The 24921-nt window shown below is 63.6% G+C and carries 26 protein-coding genes; 11 read left to right on the plus strand and 15 right to left on the minus strand.

What is annotated here, in order from left to right:
• Positions 1-3 precede the first annotated feature (3 nt).
• From ACTIFP_RS02900 to ACTIFP_RS02910, 3 genes are read right to left on the minus strand one after another with little or no spacing between them, the layout of a single operon-like run.
• Positions 4-3102: a hypothetical protein gene (locus tag ACTIFP_RS02900; protein WP_439567196.1), complete on the minus strand. Its 3099-nt coding sequence runs from the start codon at positions 3100-3102 to the stop codon at positions 4-6.
• Positions 3095-3466 (minus strand): hypothetical protein, encoded by a 372-nt coding sequence (locus ACTIFP_RS02905; protein ID WP_439567197.1) that lies wholly within the window; start codon positions 3464-3466, stop codon positions 3095-3097. The genes ACTIFP_RS02900 and ACTIFP_RS02905 overlap by 8 nt, the downstream gene beginning before the upstream one ends.
• 11 nt (positions 3467-3477) lie before the next feature.
• Entirely contained in the window at positions 3478-4044 is a 567-nt protein-coding gene (locus ACTIFP_RS02910) for a hypothetical protein (RefSeq protein WP_439567198.1), read from the minus strand.
• 102 nt (positions 4045-4146) lie between these two features.
• Here ACTIFP_RS02910 and ACTIFP_RS02915 point away from each other — a divergent pair, with 102 nt between their 5' ends.
• Complete coding sequence (locus ACTIFP_RS02915) at positions 4147-5091, plus strand: hypothetical protein (protein ID WP_439567199.1); 945 nt, start codon at positions 4147-4149, stop codon at positions 5089-5091.
• 46 nt (positions 5092-5137) lie between these two features.
• Entirely contained in the window at positions 5138-6208 is a 1071-nt protein-coding gene (gene cas1 / locus ACTIFP_RS02920) for a CRISPR-associated endonuclease Cas1 (RefSeq protein ID WP_439567200.1), read from the plus strand.
• Here cas1 and ACTIFP_RS02925 read toward each other — a convergent pair whose 3' ends face one another.
• Positions 6209-7174, minus strand: a complete 966-nt coding sequence (locus ACTIFP_RS02925; protein WP_439567201.1) for a hypothetical protein — start codon at positions 7172-7174, stop codon at positions 6209-6211.
• Between the two features lie 61 nt (positions 7175-7235).
• On the opposite strand from ACTIFP_RS02925, the gene ACTIFP_RS02930 reads away from it, so the two are divergent.
• Entirely contained in the window at positions 7236-7496 is a 261-nt protein-coding gene (locus ACTIFP_RS02930) for a helix-turn-helix domain-containing protein (protein ID WP_439567298.1), read from the plus strand.
• Between the two features lie 86 nt (positions 7497-7582).
• Here the strand turns inward: ACTIFP_RS02930 and ACTIFP_RS02935 are convergent, their stop codons facing one another.
• The 4 genes from ACTIFP_RS02935 to ACTIFP_RS02950 are packed head-to-tail and all read right to left on the minus strand — an operon-like array spanning position 7583 to position 10609.
• Entirely contained in the window at positions 7583-8236 is a 654-nt protein-coding gene (locus ACTIFP_RS02935) for a hypothetical protein (protein WP_439567202.1), read from the minus strand.
• Positions 8229-8654 (minus strand): 6,7-dimethyl-8-ribityllumazine synthase, encoded by a 426-nt coding sequence (ribH, locus tag ACTIFP_RS02940; RefSeq protein WP_439567203.1) that lies wholly within the window; start codon positions 8652-8654, stop codon positions 8229-8231. The genes ACTIFP_RS02935 and ribH overlap by 8 nt, the downstream gene beginning before the upstream one ends.
• Positions 8654-9931 carry a 3,4-dihydroxy-2-butanone-4-phosphate synthase gene (ribB, locus tag ACTIFP_RS02945; protein ID WP_439567204.1) on the minus strand — a complete coding sequence of 426 codons (1278 nt, stop codon included), beginning with the start codon at positions 9929-9931 and terminating at the stop codon, positions 8654-8656. Before ribB ends, ribH begins: the two co-directional genes overlap by 1 nt.
• Before the next feature lie 57 nt (positions 9932-9988).
• Positions 9989-10609 (minus strand): ankyrin repeat domain-containing protein, encoded by a 621-nt coding sequence (locus ACTIFP_RS02950; protein WP_439567205.1) that lies wholly within the window; start codon positions 10607-10609, stop codon positions 9989-9991.
• 86 nt (positions 10610-10695) lie between these two features.
• Here ACTIFP_RS02950 and ACTIFP_RS02955 point away from each other — a divergent pair, with 86 nt between their 5' ends.
• The 3 genes from ACTIFP_RS02955 to ACTIFP_RS02965 are packed head-to-tail and all read left to right on the plus strand — an operon-like array spanning position 10696 to position 12495.
• Complete coding sequence (locus tag ACTIFP_RS02955; protein WP_439567206.1) at positions 10696-11340, plus strand: SCO family protein; 645 nt, start codon at positions 10696-10698, stop codon at positions 11338-11340.
• Positions 11328-11783 (plus strand): YcgN family cysteine cluster protein, encoded by a 456-nt coding sequence (locus tag ACTIFP_RS02960; RefSeq protein ID WP_439567207.1) that lies wholly within the window; start codon positions 11328-11330, stop codon positions 11781-11783. Before ACTIFP_RS02955 ends, ACTIFP_RS02960 begins: the two co-directional genes overlap by 13 nt.
• Positions 11764-12495 (plus strand): M48 family metallopeptidase, encoded by a 732-nt coding sequence (locus ACTIFP_RS02965; RefSeq protein WP_439567208.1) that lies wholly within the window; start codon positions 11764-11766, stop codon positions 12493-12495. The genes ACTIFP_RS02960 and ACTIFP_RS02965 overlap by 20 nt, the downstream gene beginning before the upstream one ends.
• A 2-nt stretch (positions 12496-12497) precedes the next feature.
• Here the strand turns inward: ACTIFP_RS02965 and ACTIFP_RS02970 are convergent, their stop codons facing one another.
• The 5 genes from ACTIFP_RS02970 to ACTIFP_RS02990 form a co-directional block, all read right to left on the minus strand.
• Positions 12498-14669: a transglycosylase domain-containing protein gene (locus ACTIFP_RS02970; protein ID WP_439567209.1), complete on the minus strand. Its 2172-nt coding sequence runs from the start codon at positions 14667-14669 to the stop codon at positions 12498-12500.
• 55 nt (positions 14670-14724) lie between these two features.
• Complete coding sequence (gene msrB, locus ACTIFP_RS02975) at positions 14725-15132, minus strand: peptide-methionine (R)-S-oxide reductase MsrB (RefSeq protein WP_439567210.1); 408 nt, start codon at positions 15130-15132, stop codon at positions 14725-14727.
• A gap of 95 nt (positions 15133-15227) precedes the next feature.
• Positions 15228-16325: an NAD(P)/FAD-dependent oxidoreductase gene (locus ACTIFP_RS02980; RefSeq protein WP_439567211.1), complete on the minus strand. Its 1098-nt coding sequence runs from the start codon at positions 16323-16325 to the stop codon at positions 15228-15230.
• Positions 16322-17035 (minus strand): methyltransferase domain-containing protein, encoded by a 714-nt coding sequence (locus ACTIFP_RS02985; RefSeq protein WP_439567212.1) that lies wholly within the window; start codon positions 17033-17035, stop codon positions 16322-16324. The genes ACTIFP_RS02980 and ACTIFP_RS02985 overlap by 4 nt, the downstream gene beginning before the upstream one ends.
• Positions 17032-18114: a type III polyketide synthase gene (locus ACTIFP_RS02990; protein WP_439567213.1), complete on the minus strand. Its 1083-nt coding sequence runs from the start codon at positions 18112-18114 to the stop codon at positions 17032-17034. The genes ACTIFP_RS02985 and ACTIFP_RS02990 overlap by 4 nt, the downstream gene beginning before the upstream one ends.
• An 86-nt stretch (positions 18115-18200) precedes the next feature.
• On the opposite strand from ACTIFP_RS02990, the gene ACTIFP_RS02995 reads away from it, so the two are divergent.
• Entirely contained in the window at positions 18201-18713 is a 513-nt protein-coding gene (locus tag ACTIFP_RS02995; protein ID WP_439567214.1) for a DUF4402 domain-containing protein, read from the plus strand.
• Between the two features lie 169 nt (positions 18714-18882).
• Here the strand turns inward: ACTIFP_RS02995 and ACTIFP_RS03000 are convergent, their stop codons facing one another.
• Positions 18883-19545, minus strand: coding sequence for a YggS family pyridoxal phosphate-dependent enzyme (locus ACTIFP_RS03000; protein ID WP_439567215.1), 663 nt, complete (start codon positions 19543-19545; stop codon positions 18883-18885).
• Positions 19546-19601: 56 nt separating this feature from the next.
• On the opposite strand from ACTIFP_RS03000, the gene ACTIFP_RS03005 reads away from it, so the two are divergent.
• Complete coding sequence (locus ACTIFP_RS03005) at positions 19602-20234, plus strand: thiamine phosphate synthase (RefSeq protein WP_439567216.1); 633 nt, start codon at positions 19602-19604, stop codon at positions 20232-20234.
• A 91-nt stretch (positions 20235-20325) separates the two neighbouring features.
• Here ACTIFP_RS03005 and ACTIFP_RS03010 read toward each other — a convergent pair whose 3' ends face one another.
• Positions 20326-20952 carry a hypothetical protein gene (locus ACTIFP_RS03010; RefSeq protein ID WP_439567217.1) on the minus strand — a complete coding sequence of 209 codons (627 nt, stop codon included), beginning with the start codon at positions 20950-20952 and terminating at the stop codon, positions 20326-20328.
• A 367-nt stretch (positions 20953-21319) separates the two neighbouring features.
• Here ACTIFP_RS03010 and ACTIFP_RS03015 point away from each other — a divergent pair, with 367 nt between their 5' ends.
• The 3 genes from ACTIFP_RS03015 to lptE are packed head-to-tail and all read left to right on the plus strand — an operon-like array spanning position 21320 to position 24920.
• Positions 21320-21781: a DUF3576 domain-containing protein gene (locus ACTIFP_RS03015; protein WP_439567218.1), complete on the plus strand. Its 462-nt coding sequence runs from the start codon at positions 21320-21322 to the stop codon at positions 21779-21781.
• 47 nt (positions 21782-21828) lie between these two features.
• A complete protein-coding gene (leuS, locus tag ACTIFP_RS03020) occupies positions 21829-24378 on the plus strand; it encodes a leucine--tRNA ligase (protein WP_439567219.1) in 2550 nt (849 codons plus the stop codon).
• Positions 24378-24920: an LPS assembly lipoprotein LptE gene (gene lptE, locus ACTIFP_RS03025; protein ID WP_439567220.1), complete on the plus strand. Its 543-nt coding sequence runs from the start codon at positions 24378-24380 to the stop codon at positions 24918-24920. The genes leuS and lptE overlap by 1 nt, the downstream gene beginning before the upstream one ends.
• The last annotated feature ends 1 nt before the right edge of the window (position 24921 follow it).

A 24921-nucleotide genomic window follows, 5' to 3' on the forward strand; every position in this document is an offset into this window, starting at 1 on the left:
TCATTATTGACGGTGGGGTAAGCCGCGATTTGCCAGCTTTCTTCGCAAGTTCGACGGATCGACTCCAAGCTGGCGAGCGGTTTCTCGCAAACCTTCTTGACCGCAACGTCGTTTCAAATCGTCGATTTCTTGCGCCGCTTTTCGCTCCCGCATCTGCAATTCGCCAATCAGCGGCTGAATATCGGCGCCTGTCTGCAAGGCTAATTCGTGAGCGCAATCTGCGCTCAAAAATCGGTCGATCCGGTCAATGGTCAGGTCGCCACGCTGCGCTATTTCGGATTTACTGAATATGCCGCCAAGCCGTTGCAGCTCGTGCTGCATCGCCGCCACATCATCAGGCCCGTAGCCATAGGCCGGTTGCTCATGGCGATCATAGCCAAGCTGCACTTGCCGTTCCCAATCATTCGCCTCTTTGCCGATGTTGGCGACGTGCGACATGTGGACATGCCGCCGCTGCGTCGTTCCGCTGTCGAGATAGTCGCCGTTCAAAAACTTGTTTTCAGGGTGCAAATGATATTGTGCCAGACATTGCGCATAGGTGCGCAGCTTGTCGGCTGACACGGGTGCGCCGCTGTTGCGGTCAAACGCGGTTGCCGCCGCAATTTCCGGGTCGGTTGTGAAAGCGGCCACCGGCTGAATTGGTCCCGCGTTGGGCTTGCGGCGTTGAGGGCCGTCGAGTGCGGTTTCGGTCGCCGCGATTACTTTCATCGATAGAGCGGTTAGGAAGCCAAACGGTTTGACCTGATCGGCATAATCACACCCCGCGTTGTGATGCTTGAACCAGCGCAATATTGCGGGTGATGTTGCCGCATAGCGGCTGATCGCGGGAAGCTGCAACGCAGGATGATAAGACAGATCGACCCGCTCGGGATGATCCGAATAGGCGGCTTCAATGATTTTGATCCATAAATCATGCTGCCAAAGTTCGACACCGATGTTGGCCAGACTATCTTGCGGCGGCGCAATACCAATGGCGGGATTGCTGGCATCATAAGGTGCGCGCAAATGGCCAAGGCCGTGCGCCGATGCTTTGCGCAATATGGGGTCGCCGTTGCCGTCCAAATTATACAGCGCATAGCGTTTGGCCGAAATGGCAAAGCAATAGAGCGGTGCCAAAGTGCCGCTATTACCCAGCGCAAAATTGACCGCCTCGCTTTTGAGGATCGATCCGCCAAAGGCATACGGATTGAGTTCGCCAAACCAATCTATGATCGCCTGCACCTTGTCGGCAAATTCGTCCTGACCCATGCTTTCGGGCTTGGCGAGCGCCATGCTGTCGGTATCGCAAAACGCCCATTCCAATCCGCTATCGGTGGCCAGCCGTTCGGTGATCGCCAGCATAAGTCGCGCCGCGCCGGTAATTAGTGTTGCCAGCAAGGGATGAAAATGCAGTCCCGGCGCTTCAATTTTTGACGGGCAAAGATCATAGGGGATGTCGTCGCCATTATGGACGCGGGCGATGGTTTTTGCTTTGGCTTCGCTGACATTGATCTCGACAAAAATGCCGTAGCTAGTCGAGTTGGCGAGAATCTTGAGATTGTGCTGCGCTATTTCCAGCCGGTCGCATTCAATCTCGCTTGCGCCGTTCATTGCCGATTTTGTCGCATGACGCAGTTCGATCAGCCGTTTGTAGAAATCATCCGTTGCTGGATTGATGGCGTAATCCGATTCGCCATTGATGTTGATCGAACGCAAACCGCGTTGTTTCCGCTTGGGAGAAAAACCAATTGCTTCGACAATCTCGGGGCATTCCCCGCCGATTAATTTCGCCGCGATACAATCGCTCAAGGTGAACCAAAGCGGGCGATTTGCCGACAGACCATTCAGCCCGATAGTGGCTTGCTGCGCATCGGCATAATGGGCGCGAACGGGGAAAATATCGGCATCGGGTTTTACGCGAACCAATATGGCCAAGCGTTTCCAAATCGCTTTGGATTGCAGGGTTTCGAGCGTGACGCTTTCCAGCAACTCGCGAGCGTCATTTGTCGCATCGCGCGTATCGATGCCACCCGCAATCACCATCGGCCATAAATCCAGCAAGGTGCAGACGGTCGGATACATCGACAGGAAATCGCACAGCATTACTTGGCAGGGCTTGCGGCGTATCTTGATTTCAGAGCGCCCGCCAAAATAGCTCGCCATGATTGTGCCGATCATCGCGGGCGAGAAATCGGGCTGGCATTGCTGCCACGGCCTAATTGCCATTTCCTTCAAATAGGCTTTGCCGACGCTGGCCTCGCTATAGATTTTCTCGGGTAAGGTCTGGCGCAAACCCAAAGCCTGATATTTCGCAACCAGCTTTTCGTAGCATTCCCATGTCGCTTGCGTGTCGCGCACGGCGTAGGCGATCATTTCATTTGAGATTGGTCCTGAAAATCCATCAAAGTTCAATTTGGCGTTGGCCACGTCCAGCATCGTGCAAAGGGTAGCCAGCGAAAATGGCTTTGCAAAAAGGGCAAAGGCCAGCGTCTTTACATCGATAAAATGCCCGCGCTGAACCCGCTCTTTCTGGTTGCGCTTTTGCCCGGAGCGATTTGTTCGATTTTTGAACGGCGCGGCAAATTGGATGAAAGCCGCTTTCGACGAATGATGTTTAACCTGCACATGCGGGGGGCGCTTGTCATGGGAAAGCGCGAACGAAAAGCCGCCGCGCATTTTGCCCTTGGCTGACCCTTGCCGGATCGCGATGCGCGACAGATCGAACGGCAGGTTGAAGCCGACAATCGCGGCGCGATAGTCATATCCAATGCCAAAGAATATCTGATCGGCGAATTCATCGCGGGTCAGCAATTTCATGTCTTTGCTAGCTGCAAACTGTTCCAACAGAGCGAGTTCGGGAGGCGACACATTGGCGGGGTCATAGAATATGCCCGCCTGCCAAAGCTGACCCTCAAGCCGTACCTGATAGGTGCCAAAGCGCAGTTTCTGACTGGCATCTATTGTCGTTTCGCAGTCGAATATCAGCGTCCATTCCGATGAACCTTGCGGCGGCTTCGTCGTTTTGCCGGAACGCCGAACATCTTTCACGGCTGCTATTGGCGGCACATAGGCCCGCAGCGATATTGGCAAATGGTCGGTGATGGGCGGCGCAGAATTATTCATGGCCCACCCCCCGCGCATTTTCAGGCTTGGCCATATCGATCAGCAAAAGACCAAATTGATAGAGCTTTTCAATGATGATCCTCAGCATGTCAGCACAGCCGATCAAAAAATGGCCGATGCGATCCAGAACAGGATCGGCGTTCGGATCGAACGGCGGATGATCTTTTTGATCATCGCTAACTTTGCGGTGGCAATTGCGGCACAGGCAAACCGTTGTTTCATCGCGGCCATAGTCGGCGACATGATGCGCTTCCAAACAGCGCCAATCCTTTTCGCCACAGTCACCGCAAATCGGATTGTTGCTACCCAGCTTCGCCAATCGCGCCTGCTTGCGGCGCTCTTTATCTCCACTGAATTTTGGCATATTTTTTCCTCTCAATTGACGAAACGATAGATTTGCTCAAACGGCTCATCACCGCTGGTAAGCCGGTAAAGTTCGTTGGGAGCGGTCTCGAAAACGTGACGCTTGCCCTTGGCATCGCGCACCGATTTGCCGACGAACGGCTCAATGAAGCTGTAGTCATTGGTCGCAAGAAACCGCTCGACCGCTTCGAGAAATTCGCCATTCAATGATGCCGGATCAAAGCCGCGCAGCTTCAGTTGGACAGCACGGCCATCGGTGAAGCTGGCCATTTCGCGAAGCCGATTATCGGTGAATGACCATTCGCGACCCTTGCGACTGGCGAGGTCATTTTCGCGCAAGAATCGACGCAACCGTTCCGGCGAAACCCCGGCTTCCCGCGCAGCGGTTGCTTGCGAACCATGCTTGCGCATCTGACGCAGCGCCCGTTCAAGGCGGGTGTCAGATTGCCCGGGTTTGGCGCGCACCGGCCTTTCATCAGCCCGCGCATGACCGCGAGCTTGCGAACGGCTCAGTCCACGTTTGGCCGCGTTGGCTATGCGGCGCTCATATTCTGCCTTGTAGTTTCGGCTTGTCGCCACGCGAATCACTCCCGTTGAACGGAGTGACAAACCTACGCATCGCCATTTGCCGAAAACGGCTATCCTACGCGCAGCTCTAATGATTCGGATTTTGGCTTTGGCATGACCGCTGGTTACGAAACTGAGTCTGACATTCAGGGAGCATTCCGAGATGCTGGCGTCTCGATCTCTCCTGATCAGCTTCGCCGGTGGCGCGATCAAGGATTGATGCCCCGCGTAAAGCAGGTCGGCATGGGCCGCGCAGCGGGCAGCGTAATTCATTACCCGCTGGGGACGGCGCAGCTTGCTTTGGAAATTGGGCGGCTTCTAGCGATCAAGAAAAAGGCCCGCTTTGTCGGGTGGCAATTGTGGCTGCATGGCCATGAGGTTTCAGAGGAGCATTGGAAACCTGACATCAGTTCCGCGTTGGCAGAGTTGAAACGCATCCCAGCTTTTTTGCGTCTTATGGAAATCAGAAATGCGAATAAGAATGAGACAATTTTCGATCAAATTGAACCAGTGCAATTCCGTAAAACGCCCTTTGCCAAAGGTTTGGCCAAGCCCTCAGCCAATATGACAGCTTTAGCCTTCGCACTGTTGGCCGATGTGGCCAAAGGCAATTATGCGCCGCACCAAATAGCGGACCTTTCCGAGCAAATTCAGAATGTCCGGGCGATTTCCAAACTCATTGGCCAACCCACGAAAACTAAGGGTGCGAAGGAATCATCCAAATCGGATTTTGAGATCGATTTGGAAACTCAATTGGAAGCAATTTCTCTCGCAATGGAGAAAATTCAAAAGCAGCCGGATTTTGTGTTGGCCCAATTGACGCCTGAGGTGCGAATTGAGTTGGCAACGGTCTTTCAAATTGCACGCCAGCTAAATTTGGCAGTTCCAGCATTTGAAAAAAGCCCAATTGGCCGGTTTGCAAAGGCCATAGCTGACGACGGGATTGGACAAGCGCACAGTGTTATAATTTGGAGTCTGTTCCGCAAAATGGGGACAATTCTTGACCCCGATCAAATTGCCGCAATGGCACAAAATCTTGCATTGAAATCGGAGAATTAACTGTCAATTCGTTGGCCGAATTGGCGCGAATTGGCTATTCTTCGTTATGTTTGAAAATGCCAATTTCCAGCCCGACAACTGCGCCGATGAATGGGCAATGCGCTCCGAATTTTGGATTGCCCAAAGCGCAAATGCGATAAAGCCGCGAAAGCGCCGCGAGCGCAATTCCGATGCACTTATTTTGACGGGTCATGGCAATTCAATGCGAATTGAAAATGGCGCGCTATTCATAAAACAGGGCTTTTCCCATTATCCACAAAAGGCGGAATGCCATCGCTATTTCCCCGGCAGTCGCGACATTCCCGAGCGCATTCTCATTCTCGACGGCAGCGGCTCATTGTCGTTCGATGTTTTGTCATGGCTTGGCGAACAAGGCGTTGCATTGGCGCGGATCAAATGGACAGGAGAGGTTGCCGTTGTCGCGGGCGGCACCGGCTATGCGTCTGACCGCGCCAAAGTCGATTGGCAGATCGAGCGAAGAGACAATGACGAAAAGCGCAAATCCTTTGCCATCGATCTTGTGACGCGCAAACTCGCCGCCACCATCGAAACACTGGATCGGCACGTTCCCGAAAGCCGGAAAAGAACGACCGCGCTGGAATGGCATCGGAATGCAATCGATAGGCTGGAACGGGAGAGCATCGCCACGGTCAACGATTTGCGCGGGATCGAAGGTCAGGCCGCAACACTCTATTTCGGATCATGGCAGGGATTGCCGATAAATTGGGTCGGCAAACGGCCCGTTCCCGATGACTGGCATCAATATGACATTCGCAGTTCAATGGCGAACGGCCCTAAACCGCAAAATCGCAACGCCTCGCACCCGCTCAATGCGATGCTGAATTACGCCTACACGGTGAAGCTGGCGCAAATGCAGATTCAAGCCGTCGCCGATGGATATGATCCGACGATTGGCATCATGCATCACGGGAGGCGCGGTAAGCCGTCATTCGTATTCGATCTGATCGAACCGGAGCGGCCTAAGATCGACGCGGCCATTCTCCAATTCGTTGCAGATCAGCCGTTTTCGGCGGCAGATTTTGTGATCCTAAAGGATGGCGGTTGCAGGCTATCGCCGCAATTAGCGCGGACGGTTGCAACGCTTACATCATCCTAATCAGCTCTTATTGCGCTTCCCGGAAAACGCTGCTTTTTCCCGCGAATAGGCGATTTGAAACTCTTGATTGCGAGTTTTGAGCAAATTTGCACTCGCGGCAAGGCGGGAGCAGACCAGTAGATTATCGGCCTCACATTCCGCGATTAGCCAAGGCGATTGCGATGCCGTCTCCGTCATGAACCCGTCCAAGGATTGCGCATAAGATTGCACGTCCCGATGCGTGGAATCCATATCGCTAGAAATCCCGTTAATGTCGTAGTCGATTTCACCGACGCGATATGATCCATCGTCGGCGTTTGTGTCGATACCTCGCTTTGCGGTTTGCATTTTGCCGATGCGGTCGCGAGCCGAATGATAGCTGGCGATCACAACATCAATTTTCTTGGATTTTTCTTGTAACTCTTGCGCTTTGGCAAACAGTTTGTCCGCAAGATCATCAATCGATTTTTGCGTTTTAGACCGCTGTTCCATGCGTTCTTTTTGTGCGGCAGCGGTCTCGATTTCCTGCTGCTTTTCGGCAGAACGGTGGCGCGTGGCACCGACCAGCTTGTCGAATTCTACCGCATTGCTCTTGGCGAATACAATCTGACTGGAATCTCCTTTTCCGAAAAATGTCAGTCGCAGCTTTTCACCTTCCATCATGCCAGTCACGAGCGAAAGGCCTGTGCCATTTTCAACGGATAGATTGAGCGCATTGTCCTCAAGCGTTCCCGAGAGAGGCCGCGTAACCGCCGAGGTTTTCCCATCTTCATCGGCGACCACAACGGACATCGTGCCATTTATCCGGCCTTCTTCAATCGAAGTGATTTGAACCATCATCGCCGTGTCGGCGTCTGACGCAACATAGCTGCCAACACCTTCTGGCTTGGTGGAACAACCAGCAAGCAGGCCCGCAGCCAAAACGATAATCGTCCAAGTCTTTTTCACGGCAACAGCCCCCGAGCAGATGCATTCAAGTGTCCCCATTATGGGGACGCTCCGGTTTACATATACCTAAGGCTCCGATTCAGGAATCGGGGATGTGTTGATGCAGCGGGGATGGGTGGTTTCACCCGAATATCGATCTGCTATCGACGCGATCAAAGAGGTCAGAACCGAGCTAGGTTTATCTCAACGAGAGTTGGCCCGACGCCTTGGCAAACCGCCTTCATTCGTCAACAAAATCGAACAGATTGAACGGCGATTGGACGTCGTTGAGTTCATCGCAATCGCACACGCAATGGCCGTGAAGCCTGAAAAACTGTTCGGCGCATTGCTGAGCGTTCTGCCCAATCCACTCAAACTTTGAAGCGAATTGATTGCGGTTGTGGTCAAAGTCTCATAATTTCGCGACCATCACTATACCCCCCTGCCTTCGCAGGGGCGACGGGATAGTCAGCCCTTTTCGGCGATCGCCTTGTCGACGATTCCGGCGCCCAGCGGGCCGAGGATGTTGCTGCCGAAACGGAATAGCAGGAAGCCGCCGACGAAAAACAGGATCGGCTCGATAAAGAGCGCGACGATCGCGGCGATCACCACCGCAAAGAACAGAAACATGAAGCCGCCGGTCAGTTCGGCCTGCCCCTTCGGGCCAAGCTCGATCGTGCGCGGCCCTTTCGCGTCCCACCATTTGCCGGTGACGATGGTCTTGCGGGCGCCGCTTTGCGATGCCGGGCGGTTCGGGATGCGGGCAGGCGTCGGCGCGGTATCGGACGTCAGCGCTGGCCGGTCTTTCGGCTCGGTTGCCCAGGGCCGCTTGCTTCGTTCGGCCGTCGCGGCGGCAGCGCGCGGTTTGGTGGGGGTTGCCGCGGGCGACTGGATTGGCGCGGGGCGGGCGCTCAATCCCGACTCGGCGCGCGCCGCCGCGGACAAATCGGGGGCATTGGCCCGCCGCTCGGGCCGCACCGGCTCGATGCCAAGCTGGCGATCGTGAATTTCCATACGCTCGGCGGCGCTCAGCGGCGTCTGGCCGGTTTCCCTGTCGATGACCACCAGCCGCCCGCCGCGCTCGACGACGGAAAAACGGCTGGGGGGCGGGCGGTCAACCAATGCCGAATTGTTCCTTCAGGGCCAGCATGGCGAGCGCGGCCTTTGCCGCTTCGCCGCCCTTATCCTTGCGCGTCTTGTCGGCGCGCGCAAGCGCCTGTTCGTCATTCTCGACGGTCAATATGCCGTTGCCGATCGCCAGCCCGTCGAGGGTCAGCGCCATGATGCCGCGCGCGCTTTCGTTCGACACGACCTCGAAATGATAGGTTTCGCCGCGGATCACGACGCCCAATGCGACATAGGCGTCGTAGCGCCCGGTTTCGGCGGCGAGCGAGATCGCCGCGGGCACTTCGAGCGCACCGGGGACGGTCACCGTCTCATGGCTGTGCCCCTCCGCCGCAAGCGCGCTGCGCACGCCGTCGAGCAGCATGTCGTTAAGCTCTGAATAAAAACGGGCTTCGACGATCAGTATATGCGCCATTATGCGGCCTCCCCGGGGATCGAACGTTCGCCGACGACCGACAGGCCATAGCCCTCCAGCCCGACCAGATTATTGTGCGACGGCGTCAGCAATTCCATCGCATGGACCCCCAGGTCCGCGAGGATCTGGGCGCCGATGCCATAGGTGCGAAGGTCCATGCCCCCCGACGGCGGCGGAATTTCCTCGGCCGCCGCCGATCCGGGCAGCGGGCGCATCAGCATGACGATGACGCCCGAACCGGCCTCGCCGATCGCTTCCATCGAACGTTGCAGGCGGCGTTTTTTCGGCCCCGGGCGCCCCATGATGTCGTCGAAGATCGACACCGGGTGCATGCGGACCAACGTCACGCCGGCGGGATCGACCGCGCCCTTTTGCAGCACCAGATTGACGCTGCCGTCGACCTTGTTGCGATAGGATTTCAGTCGCCAGTCGCCGCCATAATCCGATTCGAACGGCTCGTCGGAAACGCATTCGACCAGCCGGTCGTTGCGGTGGCGATAGGCGATCAGGTCGGCGATCGTCCCGATCTTGAGCCCGTGGCGCCGCGCAAAGGGGATCAGGTCGTCGAGCCGCGCCATCGACCCGTCGTCGTTCATGATCTCGCAGATCACCCCCGACGGGTTCAGCCCGGCGAGCCGTGCGATGTCGACCGAAGCTTCGGTATGCCCGGCGCGCACCAGCACCCCGCCGTCGCGCGCGATCAGCGGAAAGACATGGCCGGGGGTGACGATGTCGTCGCGGCCCTTGGCGCCGTCGATCGCGACCGACACGGTGCGCGCGCGGTCGGCGGCTGAAATGCCGGTGGTAACGCCCTCGCGCGCCTCGATCGAGGTGGTGAAGGCGGTTTCGTGACGGGTGCCGTTCGCGCGGCTCATCAATTCGAGCCCGAGCAGGTCGACGCGCGCCTTGGTGAGGGTCAGGCAGATCAGGCCGCGGCCGTGGGTCGCCATGAAATTGACCGCATCGGGGGTCGCCATCTGTGCCGGGATGACCAGATCGCCCTCATTCTCGCGGTCCTCGTCGTCGACCAGGATGAACATGCGGCCGTTGCGTGCCTCGGCGATAATTTCTTCGGGAGTGGCCATCGGCGACAGGTCGCTGCCGTGCGCGAGCCAGTTTTCCAGCTTGCGCAGCGTCTCGGCGGTCGGGTTCCAGCCGGGCGAATCGAGATCGCGCAGGCTGTTGGCGTGCAGACCGGCGGCGCGGGCGAGGCCCGACCGCGACATGGACCCGTCATCGACGATGGCGCGAATGCGCTCGATAAGCTGTGTGGACATGGCGGCCATGTCTCACACTGAAATGTGAATGTCAATCAGGATGTCACATTCTGCGGATCAGTTGGGGCCGAAACTTGGCCCCAGCTCGCGCGCCGTTCCGTCGGCCTTGGCGTCGAGCAGCGTGACGATCTGTCCTGTGCGGTCATCGCGCTTGGCATAGTCGCGCGCGCTCATCCCGGTCGCGTGGTCGGCCTTGTCGGGATTGGCGCCGCGCCGCACCAGCAGGCGCACCATCGCGACATTCTTGGTCTGCACCGCCAGGATCAGCGCGGTTTCGCCGCGGCGGTTGGTCTGGTCGACCGGCGCCTTGGCATCGAGCAATTCGGTCGCACCGTCGGTGAAGTTGAGCAGCGCGGCGTGCATCAGCGGGGTCATGCCGCGCCGGTCGGCAATCGCCGGGTCGGCGTCCTTCGCCAGCAGGAAGCGCAGCCACGTGCCGTCGCGGCGTTTCGCGACGAGGATCAGCGCGGTCTCGCCGGTGTCGGGATTGCGCGTGTTGACCAGCGTCGCGTCGTCCTTGAGCGCGTCGGTCGCCTTGGTTCCGTCGCGTGCCTCGACCGCCTGCAAAAAGGCATAGCCCCCGCGGAACTGCGCCTGCGCCGGGCCGTGGAGGAGGCCCGCCGCCGCGACGAGCACGAAAAGCAGGGCGGCGAGGCGGAACTCCGCGCGTCGGAACATGATCTGGGTGACCCCTGGCAAGCAGCGCCGCAACATCGCGACGACAATGGTTGATTTTCGCGGGCTAGCCGACCAAGGCTGGCCCCATGATGAATATCGCGAATATGGGACAAAAGCTTGTCCGTGCAAGCCTGATCGTTGCTTTCGGCGCGCTGCTGGCGGGATGCAATGGTGCTGCGGAGGCGCCGCCGGCGACCCCGCCGCTCGAAGGCGCGCGGATCGGCGGGCCGTTCACGCTCACCGACCAGAATGGCAAAACGGTTCGCGACAGTGATTTTGCCGGGAAATACCGCCTCGTCTATTTCGGCTACAGCTTTTGCCCCGACATCTGCCCGGTCGACCTGCAAAAGCTGATGCGCGGGCTGGCGCAGTTCGAAAAGACCGATCCGGCGCGCGGGGCAAAGATCGCGCCGCTGTTCGTCACCGTCGATCCGGCGCGCGATACGCCCGAAGCGCTGAAGCCCTTTGTGGCGCGCTATCATCCGCGCCTGCTCGGGCTGACCGGCACCCCCGACCAGATCGCCGCGGTCGCCAAGGCCTATGTCGTCACCTATAACAAGGTCGATGGTTCGGCCCCCGACCGCTATCTGATGGCGCACAGCCAGCTTGCCTTCCTGATGGACCCGGCGGGCAAGCCGCTCGCGCTGCTGCCGCTCGATGATCCGTCGACCGACGCCGACGAAGGGGCACCCGCCGCGGTCGCCGCCGATCTGGCGAAATGGGTCCAGTGACCGGGCGTGCGGCGCCCCGCCCCTTTTGGGAAGCGCCGCTCGCCAGCCTTGACGCCGGTCAGTGGGAGGCCTTGTGCGACGGGTGCGGCAAATGCTGCCTCCACAAGATCGAGGATGAAGATACGGGGCGCATCTATCCGACCAATGTCGCGTGCCGCCTGCTCGACCTCACCACCGCGCGCTGCGGCGATTACAAGCACCGTCGCCGCCACGTTCCCGATTGCCTGACGCTGACCAAGGCCAAGGTCGGGGCGATCGAATGGTTGCCGCAAAGCTGCGCCTATCGCCTGCGCGCCGAGGGCGAGCCGCTTCCCGCATGGCATTATCTGGTTTGCGGCGATCGCGATGCCGTCCACCGCGCCGGCCAGTCGATCGCCGGCTGGACGGTCAGCGAGGATGTCGCCGGACCGCTGGAAAATCATCTTGTCGAACGCGTGGTTTAATTCGCGCGCCGATACGCCGCACATCCAGGTCGGCGATGACGCTTGGCCGGTGCGCGTCGTCCAGCACGCGCAATCGCGGCGCTATCGCCTGGTGTTCGACGCCGCGCGCGGCCAGTTGCGGCTGACCGTACCGCGCCGCACCAATATCCGCGCGGCGCTCAAATGGGCGAGCGAGCAGCAGGCGTGGCTGGCCGAACAGGTGGGCAAGGCGGCATTGCCGGTGATCGTCGGTCCCGGCGCTTCGGTGCCGTTCCTGGGCGTCGATCGCCGGATCGACTGGACCCCGGCGGCGCCGCGCGCGATCGGCCTCGATCCAGACGCGCTGCGCGTCGGCGGCCCCGCCGAAACCGTCGGACGCCGGGTCGAACGCTGGTTAAGGGGGCAGGCGCTCGAACTGCTCGATCGCGAAAGCCGCGACATCGCCGCCCGCGCCGGGCTGGCGGTCGGCCGTGTTGGCGTCGGCGATCCGCGCAGCCGCTGGGGCAGCTGCACGCACGACGGCGACCTGCGTTACAGCTGGCGGCTCGTCATGGCGCCTGACCATGTCCGCCGCGCGACGGTGGCGCACGAGGTCGCGCATCTTGAACATATGGACCATGGCCCCGCCTTCCACGCGCTGGTCGACGAACTGCACGACGGCGACGTCGCTGCGGCGCGCGGCTGGCTGCGCCGCGAAGGACGCGGCCTCCACCGCTACCGCTTCGCCGCCTGACCTTAGTTGAACTCAGCCGGTGGCGGGCGCTGCGCCGGCGCCTTTGTCACCGGCGGCTGCCCTTTCGGCGGTGCGCCGTTTTTGGGCGCTGCACCGGGGTCGCCCGAGCTGCGCCGCCCGGTCTGTTCTTCGATCCATTGCTGGTCGAGCACCGGGCCATCCTCGGGCGCCGGGACGGGGTCGGCACTTTCGGGCGGCCGCAGGTCATAGGGCAGCTCGATCGGCATGCCATTTTCATCGACCAGCCCACCTTCGCCGGGCTCGCCCATATAGGCTTCGCCTTCGTCTTCCAGCTGCCATTCGGGCAGCACGACTTCGGTGTCGAACGCCTCGACCGGGCGCCGCGCCGTCGCGACGCGCATATAATCGGCAAAGGCCTGCGCCGGCGCCCGCCCGCCCTGCAAACCGCCGACCGCCCTGGCATCGTCGCGGCCCATCCACACTCCGGTGGTCAGCCCGCTGGAAAAGCCCAGGAACCAGCCGTCCTTGTTGCTCGACGTCGTCCCGGTCTTGCCCGCGACGGGGCGGCCGATCTGTGCCGCGCGCCCGGTGCCGGTGTTGACCGCGGTCTGCAGCAGGTCGGTGATCCCCGCGGCGACCCAATTGTCGACCAGCACCTGGCCGCGCTCCGCCGGGCGCTGATACAGCAGGCGGCCGTCGGCGGTCGTCACCTTGGTGATACCATAGGGTTCGACCGAAATGCCGCCGCGCGACACCGCGGCAAAGGCGGCGGCCATGTCGATCACCCGCACCTCGGCGCTGCCCAGCACCATCGACGGGTGGGTGTTGACCGGGGTGGTGATGCCGAACCGCCGCGCCATATTGGCGACCGACGAAAAGCCGACCTCGTCGCCCAGCTTGGCCGCGACGGTGTTGACCGAATAGGCAAAGGCGCTGCGCAGATCCATCGCGCCGGCAAAGCGCCCCGACGAGTTGCGCGGCGACCAGCCGTTGATCGTCACCGGTTCGTCGACCACGGGATCGTCGACCTTATACCCCGCTTCCAGCGCCGCCATATAGACGAACAGTTTCCACGCCGACCCCGGCTGGCGCAGCGCCTGCGTCGCGCGGTTATAGTTCGACGTCACATAGTCGGTGCCGCCGACCATCGCGCGCACCGCGCCGTCGCGGTCGAGCGAGACCAGGGCGCCCTGCACCCCGCGCGGGGTGTTCGCCTGGATCGCCGCGGTCGCCGCGCGCTGCATGTTGAGGTCGATCGTGGTGTAAACGTCGAGCGCCTCGCTGCCCTCGTCGATCAGCATGTCGAGCTGTGGCAGCGCCCAGTCGCTGAAATAGCGCGCGCTGTTCTGCCCGGTTTCCTGCGCCAGTTTGACATCGGCGGGTTTGGCGCTGTCGGCCTGGCTCTGGGTGATGACGCCGGCATCGACCATCACGCTGAGTACGACGCCGGCGCGGCCCAGCGCGGCGGACGCATCGGCGGTCGGCGAATAGCGCGACGGTGCTTTCACCAGCCCGGCGACGACCGCGGCTTCGGACAGCGACATTTCGGTTGCGCTATGCCCGAAAAAGCGGCGCGAAGCGGCATCGATGCCGTAACTGCCGCCGCCGAAATACACCTTGTTCAGATAGAGTTCGAGAATCTCGTCCTTCGAAAATTTCCATTCGAGCGCGAGTGCGAGGATCATCTCGCGCGCCTTGCGCTTAAAATCATAGCTGTTCGACAGAAAGACGTTGCGCGCCAGCTGCTGGGTGATCGTCGAGGCGCCCTGCAGGCGCCGTCCGCTGCCGCGGTTCTGCACCGCGACCGCCGCGGCGCGCGCCATGCCGACGGGATCGAGCCCGGGGTGATAGCGAAAGCGCCGATCCTCGACCGCGACCATCGCGTCCTGCATCACCTGCGGCGTTTCGCGCAGGGTCAGCCAGCGGCCGTAATTGGGCCCGAGCGACAGGAACACGGTGCCGTCGGCGGCGCGGACGCGGATCGTCTGTCCGGCGGGCGATTTCTTGAGCTCCTCGAAACTCGGCATGCGCTGCACGGCGATGCCGACCGCGACCGCCAGCGCAACGAGCGCGACGATTGCCAGGCCAAGGCCCCAGCGGAAAATCCGCCGCACCCAGACGCGCAAACGCGACGGCGCGGCGTCGGGCGTGCCGCTGCGCTTGCTGGACGATGACGATTTATTCGACGAAGCCTGCTCTCTTTCGCGGCGCAAAGCCCGTGTTCCTTCCCTCGCTTCGCCCCTGATCGCTCAGCCCGGCGACAGCGTTTCAGCCTTCGCCGGTCTGCGCCTCATCCGGTGCGCGACCCTCGAAGTCAAGCGCCGCGCTGTTGATGCAATAGCGCAGCCCCGTCGGCCCGGGGCCGTCGGGGAAGACATGGCCCAAATGACCTTCGCATCTGGCGCAGCGCACTTCGGTGCGGACCATGCCATGGCTGGTGTCGGTCAGCTCCTCGACCGCGCCGCCCGCGGCGGGCGCGGTGTAGCTGGGCCAGCCCGAGCCGCTGTCATATTTGGTACGGCTGTCGAACAGCGGTTCGCCGCACCCGGCGCAGCGATACATCCCGTCACCCTTGTGATCGGTATATTTGCCGGTGAAGGCGCGCTCGGTGCCGCCTTCGCGCAGCACATGATGCGCCATCGGGTCGAGCGTCTTTTCGGGGTTCGGGTCGGTCATGGCCGATTTCTCCTTGGGTGCGGGCCGGTCTTCGGCAGCATCGCGATTGCCCACAATATCGGGTCGAACCCGCGGTTACGCAAGGGGCCGGCCGCTCAGCCGCCCCGGATTCGCGTCGCTTGCGACGCCCAGCGGACCAGCGGTGGACAGGAGGCCGCCAGCAGCGTCAAAACGCCCGCGGTGCGCGGGTTCTCGCCCGCGCGCCAGACGGCGCTTGCGATTCCAAAGGGCCGCGTCATGCGCGCCGCGAGCGCGCGCTGGAACGCGGGCGCTGCGTCACCGCCACCGCGGCGCCACGCCGCCACTGCCGCATGCCCGCTGGCGAGCGCCAGCCCCATGCCCTCGCCCGCCAAGCTGGGGATGACCCCCGCCTGATCGCCGAGGCGGAACAGACCGGGCGCGGTCTCGGCGGTGCGCCAACCATAGGGGATATGGCCGATCGCGTCGATCGATTGGGACCAGTCGGCAAACGCCAGCCGCTCGCCCAGCACCGGATGCGCGGCGCCCAGTGCGCGCAGCAGCGCCGCCGGATCGCCGCTGGCGTCGTCAAGGCGCGACTTGTGGGTGGCGAGGCACAGGTTCGCGCTGCCATCCTCCTGCCGCACGAGCCCGGCATAACCGCGGTCGAACAGATGAAGCTCGACCGCATCGCCAATCAGGCGGTCGAGCGCGGCGTGCTGCGGCAACCGCAGCCGCAAGCCCATCACCGGGTCGTGCTGTTGCCAGGACGCTGGTTCGCGCGGCTGCCCGCGAAAGCCATGCTTGCCGGCGGCGAGGAAGATCGCGGGCGCGACGCGCGTCGCGCCATCGCGGGTCTGAACCGTGGCACCGTCGATCGCTGTCGCATGGACGCCGCGCTGCAAATCTGCCCCCGCCGCGACCGCCGCGGCTTGCAAGACCGTGTCGAGGCGGCGGCGCGATACCCCCATCGCCGCTTGCGGCAGGCGGGTCTCGCTGCGCCGCGACCCGGCAAACAGCCGCACCCGCGCGACTTGCTGCCCGCCCAGCGCGGCGCGGTCGATCCCCAGCGCGTCGAGCCGCGCCAGCGAATGCCAGCTCAGGAACCCGCCGCACAGCGCATCGCCCGTCTCGCGCGTCCGTTCGAGCAGCCACACCCGCGCGCCCGCGCGCGCCAGCCCGATTGCTGCCGCCGCTCCGGCGGGTCCGGCGCCGATGACGATCGCGTCGGTCACCTTATGCGCTCGACGCACAGCCGATAGGGAAAGCTGCGAAAGATGCGCGTGTTCGCCGCGGTATCGGGAAGCGCTCCCGCCAGCATCGCCTGCCACTCGGCACGGCGAAAACTGCGCCCGACCGACAATTGCCCGTCGCGGCGGACGATCGGGTCGACCAGCGCGAGCGTCGCCAGCAGCGGGTAACCGGCAAAGGGCAGGCGCTGGCGGTGGAGGTCGTTGACCAGCCAGCCGCGCGCGCTCTCCGTGTCCATGAAGCGCAGGAATTCGGCGCGCTGGGCGGCGTTCATATGATGGGTGACGAGGCTGGAGAGGATGATGTCCCACCCCTGACCCGCCAGATCGCGGTAATCGCCGGTGAGTAGCTGTGCCCGCCCGCCCAGCCGCGTGGCGGCGACCGGGGCGCTTTTGGGGTTGAGGTCGATCCCGACCAGATCGAGCGTGATCCCGCGCCGCGTCCCCCAGCGGTCGATCCGCGCCAGCATGTCGCCGCTGCCGAAACCGACATCCAGGATGCGCCACGGCCTTGTCCCCACCCCGCGCGCCGCGACGCGGTCCAGAAAACCGAGCGTCGGGCGCGCCGCCAGCGTCAGCGCGTTGATCCGCGACAGGTCGGCGAGCACACGGGCGTAGCGGGCGGGCGGCAGCTCAGCCGCGTCCATCTCCTCCTCGGCGTCGATCGGCGCGCGAAGGCTGGTGAAGGGGTTCATGGTGCGAAGAAGCGGATCGCTTCGGCGGCAAGCCCGGGACCGAAAGCGATCGCCAGCCCCTCGCCCTTCGCATCGCGCGCCATCATGTCGGCGAGCACGAACAGGATTGTTGCCGAGGACATGTTGCCAAAGCGCGCAAGCACCGCACGGCTGTCGGCCAGCGCCTCGGCGGGTACGCCGAGCGCATGTTCGACCGCGTCGAGCACCGAGCGGCCGCCGGCATGAACCGCGAGCAGCGGCGGCGGAGCGCCGCTGCCGAACAGCTGGTTTCGTACCGCAGGCGCCGACAGGGCATCGCGCAGCCGTCCCGGCACCTCGCCCGACAGCTGCATCGCAAAGCCGGTGTCGCCGATGTCCCAGCGGATCAGCTCGGCGCTATCCTCCAGCGCCAGACTCGCGCCGTCGCCCAATTCGAACCCGGCCGGGTCGGCGGACACGATCGCCGCCGCGGCGCCATCGCTGAATTGCAGCATCGCGAGCAGCGGTTCGGGTTCGCCCGCGAGTTGCAGGTGCAGCGTCGACAATTCGACGCTGACCACCAGCACCACCGCACCCGCCTCCGACCGCACGATATGCCGCGCGGTGCGCAGCGCGGTGACCCCGGCGTAGCAGCCCATGAAGCCGATCAGCACCCGCTCGACGGTCGGCGACAGGCCGAGCCGCCGCGCCAGGATCTGGTCGATCCCCGGCGCGACAAAGCCGGTGCAGCTTGCGACAACGATATGGGTGATCCGCGCCGCATCGAACGCATCGCCCAGCGCGGCAATCGCCTGCATCGCCAGGTCGGGGGCATGGTCGGCGTAGGCGCGCATCCGCGCCGATGTCGGCGGCAATCCCGGAACGTCGTAAAAGCCGCCCGCCGCGACCGGCGATCCGCCCGCCGCCGTGGGGGGCAGCACCGACCAGCGATGCGCGATCCCCGATCGCGCGGCCATTCGCGCAAAGATCGCGCGGACGCGCTCGTCGGTCAGCCGCGGGATGGCCCAGTCGATAAAGGCTTGATGGATATCGTGCCCCGGCACGGCCGTGGCGAGCGCGTTCAGCCGGGGGGACGGCGGGGGGATGGTCATCGCGCACATGTGGCCGAAAAGCGGAAAACTAGCCAGCGATTAGCGGCATGGGCGTTTTACGCGAGGTTAACCATGACATCGCTATTGTCGCAGGTGTGAAACTGCGTCTTGTTCTTGCCGGTGCACTGGCCTTTGCCAGCACCCCCTCCGCGGCGGCGCAGTGCCTGCTCTGTGCGCCGGAAAAGCCGGACAAGGCGGCGGCGCGCGAGGCCGCGATGCCGCTGCGCGTCGAGGTCGAAACCCGGCTCGATATGGGGCGGATCGCGGTCGGCGCGATGGGCGGCGAGGTCGCGGTCGATCCGGTATCGGGCGCGCGCCGCCTCAGCGGGGACGTCGTCGATCTCGGCGGCTTCGCGCTGACCGGCACCGTCACCGTGCGCGGCGAACCGGGGGCGGAAGTGCGGGTCATCATGCCCGCCAGCATCGATCTGGAGGGCGGCCACGGCCGCTCGGCGCGCGTCACCGGCCTTGCCACCGACCTGTCCGCCGCGCCGCGGCTCGGCCCCGACGGTCGTCTAGTGTTCCGTTTCGGCGGCCGCTTGCAGATCGCAGGCGCCGACGACGGCGACTATCGCGGGCGGATTCCGGTGACGGTGGAATATCAATAGGGCCGGGTGGCGGTTTCGGGGTGGGGGCCGACGTAACAACAACGTCGCCCCCGCGAAGGCGGGGGCCGCTGTCGGCCTGCTCAGCAGCGCAGGAATAGGCCGCTAGCGGCCCCCGCCTTCGCGGGGGCGACGGGCTAGTTTCGGTCGTTAGCCGACGAACACCGTTGACCTACCCCCGCGCCCCGAACAACGCCGTCCCCACCCGCACATGCGTCGCGCCCAGCATCACTGCGGTTTCGCAATCGCTGCTCATCCCCATCGAGCGTCCCGTCAGCCCGTGGCGCTCGGCGAGTTCGTCGAGTAGCGCGAAGAAGGGCGCGGGTTCGATGTCGGCGGGGGGGATGGCCATCAGGCCTTCGATCTTGAGGCCTGCCGCTTTGGCTTCGGCCAGCAATGCGGGCAGGTCGGCGACCTTGCAGCCGCCCTTCTGCTCCTCGTCGCCGATATTGACCTGGGCGAACAGCTGCGGTTGCCTGCCCGCCTTTTCGCAGGCTTTTGCAAGTGCTTGCACCAACGAGCTGCGATCGACCGAATGGATCGCGTCGAACAGCGCGACGGCTTCGTCGGCCTTGTTCGATTGTAGCTGACCGATCAGGTAGAGCACGATGTCGGGGGTTCCGGCGCGCAGGTCGGGCCATTTCGCCGCGGCTTCCTGCACCCGGTTCTCGCCGAAGTGGCGCTGCCCCGCAGCGATCAGCGGGCGGATGGCGGCGGCGTCATGCGTTTTCGACACCGCGATCAGGCAAATGTCCCCGCTCTGCCGCTGCGCGCGTGTCGCTGCGGCGGCGATCGCCGCCTGTACCTCGGCCAGTCTTTCTGCCGCTTCGCTCATCAATCTTCCTATCCCGGCGCGTTGCGTGCGCCTGCGACGCGCCTATAGGAAGGGCGATGGTCCGACGCCACCCCCTGCCGCCGCAATGGCTGTTTAGCGACGAACGGCTGGCGGTCGGAGTCGTTCAGCTGGCGGCGCTGCTGCCGCCGGGCAGCGGGGTCGTCCTGCGTCATGACAGCCTTGCTCCCGGCGCCCGCTGGCGCCTGTTGCGGCGGCTGATGCGCGTGGCGCGGGCGCGGCAGCTGACCGTGTTGATCGCGGGTACGCCGGACATTGCACGCTGCTGGGGCGCCGATGGTGTTCACCTCCGCCAGCATGACGCGCGCCGCGCCGCGCAGGCGCACCGGCTCGGTCTGCTTGTGACGATGCCGGTGCATGGCGCGCGCGAGGCCCGCAGCGCGCGCCGTGCCAAAGCCGAGGCGGTATTTATCTCACCGCTGTACCCGACGCGTTCGCATTCTGGAGCAAAGGCGCTCGGCTCCGCGGAGTGGTTCCGGCTGGGGCGGCTCGCAGCCGGCCAGCCGATCGCGCTGGGCGGGATGACGCTCACCCGCGCCCGCGCGCTGAACCGCCAGGCGAGCAGCCAAAACCCTGGTTGGGCAGCAATCGATGCCTGGGAGCAAAGGGCCGCACAGCGGTTAGGGCGTCGCGCTGAAAAATCGCGCAATCCTCAAATCCGTTTGTGCTGAGCTTGTCGAAGCACCGTTCTTCTTTCCAACGTTAAAAGAAAGAACAGCCCTTCGACAAGCTCAGGGCGAACGGTTCATATTAAACGCAGGCCTAGAAGCGGAAGGCAGTTCCGACATAGACCGCCTGGCTGTCGCGGCGGGCATCGGTCAGCGGTTCGACGCGGTCGTCGCTGCGATAGCGGACGCCGGCGGTGACATCGATATTCTTGGTCAGGCGATAGCTGCTGACGACATCGACCGCGGGGGCTTCGCCCGGCGCGATGATGCGGTCGGTCGCGCCGCTCGGGTCGGCGGGCCGGTTGATCATCCGCGTCGCGAAACGCGACTTCTTTTCGGCCTGTTCGGGCGCCTTGGCGACCGGCAGGTTGCGAAGGTCGGTGCCGCGCGGCAGCGACGGGGTGACGAATTTCTCGAACCCGACCGACGCACCCAGATTATAGGCGACCGGGGTGATCGCGATCGGCGCGGTGCGGCTCGCGGCCAGTGCCGAGGTGCGCGCGGCGCTCGATGCGTCGTCGCGGGCGCGAATCACTACGGTGATCGCGCGGTTTTTGCGGCTTTCGTCGGTCAGTGCGGGGGTGAAGCTGAAGCTGCGGCGCTGTTCGGCCGACATTTTGGCGTAGCGCGCGATCAGGCGCGGGTCGCCCGATGCCGGGGTGAACTGGCCGAGCAGGGTTTCGGACAATGCGGTGTCACGGATGCGCTCCGACCGCGACATCGCGGCGAGGGCCGGCGGCAACGCAAGCGAAACCACCGCCAAAGCGGTGAGGCTTCCCTTCCAAAAATGTCGCGATTTCCGCGCCATGTTGCTGCGACTCCAACCCCAATCGAATCCCGAGATAGGACCGCTGCGGCGATATTGCCAGTGAATCCCACCGATTTATCGCAACAGGCCCGCTTTTCGCCGAAATTGTTGCGCGATCGTCACACTGCGTATCGAATCTGACCAGAATCTGAACCGCGGCAACGGCGGAATTGCCGCGCTTGCGGGGCGGCGGCAAGGACGATAGAGACGCTGGCAATTCCGTTCTGCGCGGCGCGGATTTGATGATCCGGCGGCGCCCAATAGATAAGGTGTTATCGGCATGTCCCAGCTTTCCGTCCTAGCTTCGCGTGGTCGCCGTCCGGCCCTGTACACGCTGCTCGGGCTCGCGGCACTTGGCCTTTCGGCCTGCGCCAGCAAGGACCGGCCGCGCGCCGACCTCGCCGCCAGTCAGGTCACGACGATCGGCGTCAACAGCTATTTGTGGCGCGCCTCGCTCGACGCGCTGTCGTTCATGCCGTTGCTCCAGGCCGATTCGTCGGGCGGGGTGATCATCACCGACTGGTATGCGAACCCGGGCAACCCCGGCGAACGGATGAAGGTGACGGTGTCGATCCTCGACCGCGACCTGCGCGCCGACGCGCTGCGCGTCGCCGCCTCGCGCCAGGTCGCGCAGGGCGGCGCCTGGGTCGATGCGCCGGTACAGGCGGCGACGGTGCAAAAGCTCGAAGAAATCATCCTCACCCGCGCCCGCGATCTGCGCCGTAGCGCCATCGAGGGCTAATCCGGCGGCGCCACGCCGCCCAGACAGACTAACGGGGTAACCGAAGAATGACCCGCGAACCGCGCTTTGGCGCCTTGGCCGCCGACGCCCGCTGGCAAGCGGCGTGGGAGGCGGCGAACAGCTTTGCCACGACCGATAGCAGCGACAAGCCCAAGGCCTATATTCTCGAGATGTTCCCCTATCCTTCGGGGCGCATCCATATGGGGCATGTCCGCAATTATGCGATGGGCGACGTGCTGGCGCGCTTCAAGCGGATGACCGGCCATGACGTCCTCCACCCGATGGGCTGGGACGCGTTCGGCATGCCGGCCGAAAATGCTGCGATGGAAAAGGGCGTTCACCCGGGCGGCTGGACGCGCGACAATATCGCGTCGATGCGCGGCCAGCTCAAACGCCTCGGCCTTGCGATCGACTGGAGCCGCGAACTCGCGACGTGCGAGCCCGACTATTACGGCCAGGAACAGGCGCTGTTCCTCGACCTGTTCGCCGCGGGGCTGGTGACGCGCAAGGAAAGCTACGTCAACTGGGATCCGGTCGACATGACCGTGCTCGCCAACGAGCAGGTGATCGACGGTCGCGGCTGGCGCTCGGGCGCGCTGGTCGAGAAGAAAAAGCTGTCGCAGTGGTTTTTGAAGATCACGGACTTTGCCGACGAACTGCTCGAAGGGCTCGGCAGCCTCGACAGCTGGCCCGACAAGGTGCGGCTGATGCAGGAAAACTGGATCGGCAAGTCGCAGGGGCTGGAGTTTTCGTTCAAGCTGGCCGGCGGCGCGCCGGGCTTCGACGTCTTCACGACGCGCCCCGACACGCTGTTCGGCGCGAGCTTCGCCGCGATTTCGCCCGACCATCCGCTCGCCGAGCGGCTGGCGAAGGATTCGCCCGAGCTGACCGCGTTCATCGCCGAATGCCGCCGCCAGGGCACGTCGGCCGAGCAGCTGGAAACCGCCGAGAAACTGGGCTTCGACACCGGCCTGTCGGTGGAGCATCCGCTCGATCCGAACTGGCATATGCCGGTCTGGGTCGTGAATTATGTGCTGATGGACTATGGTACCGGCGCGATCTTCGGCTGCCCGGCGCACGACCAGCGCGATCTTGATTTCTCGCGCAAATATGGTTTGCCGGTTCACCGCGTGATCGCCGATGGCGACGAGGTCGCGCAGCATTTCACCGGCGCCGAAGCTTACACCGGCCCCGGCAAGCTGGTGAACAGCCATTTCCTCGACGGCATGAGCATCGACGAAGCCAAAGCCGCGGTCGTCGCGCGCGCCGAGCATGAAGGCTGGGGCAAGGGCACCACCGTGTGGCGCCTGCGCGACTGGGGCGTGTCGCGCCAGCGTTATTGGGGCACCCCGATCCCGTTCATCCACTGCGATGCGTGCGGTACGGTGCCGGTGCCCAAGGGACAGCTGCCCGTCGTGCTGCCCGAAGATGTCGATTTTTCGGTCCCCGGCAATCCGCTCGATCGCCATCCGACGTGGAAGCACGCTGCCTGCCCGACGTGCGGCGGCGACGCGGTGCGCGAAACCGACACGCTCGACACTTTCGTCGATTCGTCCTGGTATTTCCTGCGCTTTGCAAGTTCGCCCGCCGACAAGCCGTTCGATCCGGAAGTCATCCGCCGCTGGCTGCCGGTCGATCAATATATCGGCGGCATCGAGCATGCGATCCTCCACCTGCTTTACGCGCGCTTCTGGACCCGCGCGCTGAACAAGATGGGGATGATCGACATCAAGGAACCCTTCGCCAGCCTGTTCACGCAGGGGATGGTGACGCACGAGACCTACAGCCGCGATCAGGGCGAAGGCCTGCCGCCGCTCTATTTCACCCCCGACGAGATCGAGCGCGGCGCCGATAGCGCGACGCTGACCGCCGACGGCGCGCCAGTCGCAATCGGCCGCGTCATCAAGATGTCGAAGTCGAAGAAGAATGTCGTCGATCCCGACGCCATCCTCGACCAATATGGCGCCGACGCGGCGCGCTGGTTCATGCTGTCCGACAGCCCGCCCGAGCGCGACCTGCCGTGGAGCGAGGCGGGGATCGAGGGTGCGTGGCGGTTCGTCCAGCGGCTGTGGCGCTTGTTCGGCGACACCGAAAATGCTGGCGACGGATCGGAAGACAGGGCGCTGGCGCGTAAACTGCATCAGGCGATCGCCGGGGTCGCCGCCGACATCGAATCACTCGGCTTCAACAAGGCGGTCGCCAAGATCCACGCGCTCGCCAACGAGATCGAGAAGGCCAAAGCTTCGGCGACGCGCGCCGAGGCGTGCCTGACGCTGATCCGCCTCGTCGCGCCGATGATGCCGCATCTCGCCGAAGAAGCCTGGGCGACGCTGCCCGCGGCGCAGCGCCCGACCGCGATGGTCGCCGATGCGGCGTGGCCCGCCGCCGATCCGGCACTGCTTGTCGATGACGAGGTGACAATCGCGATCCAGATGGCGGGTAAGCTGCGCGATACGATGACGCTCGCCAAAGGCCTCGACCGGCAAGCGGTCGAAGCCGCGGCGCTCGCACGTCCGCGCATCGCCGAACTGCTTGCCGGGGCGGCGCCGAAGAAGGTGATTGTGGTGCCCGACCGTTTGGTGAATATCGTACCCTGATGCGTAGTCTTCTCGTCTCCTCGCTTGTCGCTGCCTCGCTGCTTGTCGGCGGCTGCGGGCTGCGTCCGCTCTACGCGAACGGCAGCCGCGGCGCGGTGGCGACGGTGCTCGCTGATGTCGATGTCGCGCCGATCGAGGGGCATTCGGGCTGGCTTGTCCGCAACGCGCTGCGCGACCGGTTCCAGGCGACGCAGGCGGGGCGCGGGGCGGGCAAGCGGCTGCGGCTCGACGTCCGGCTCGAAGATTCGATCACCGGCTTCGGCGTCCGCGCCGACGATGCGGTGACGCGCGAACGCCGCACCTTGCGCGCGCGCTATCAGCTGGTCGATGCCGCGTCGGGCGAAGTGCTGCTCGACGCGACCGCGGCGCAGGACGCCGGGATCGACGTCGTCGGCAGCGAATATGCGACGATCGCCGCTGAAAGTTCGGCGCTCGAACGGCTCGCCTCGGGGGTCGCCGACCAGATCGTCGCGCGGCTCGCGGTCTATGCCGATCGCGGCGGCGGCCGGACGTCGGTCGAGACGCCCGCGCCGACCCCGTAAC

Source organism: Sphingopyxis sp. (assembly GCF_051861155.1).
GTDB lineage: Bacteria > Pseudomonadota > Alphaproteobacteria > Sphingomonadales > Sphingomonadaceae > Sphingopyxis.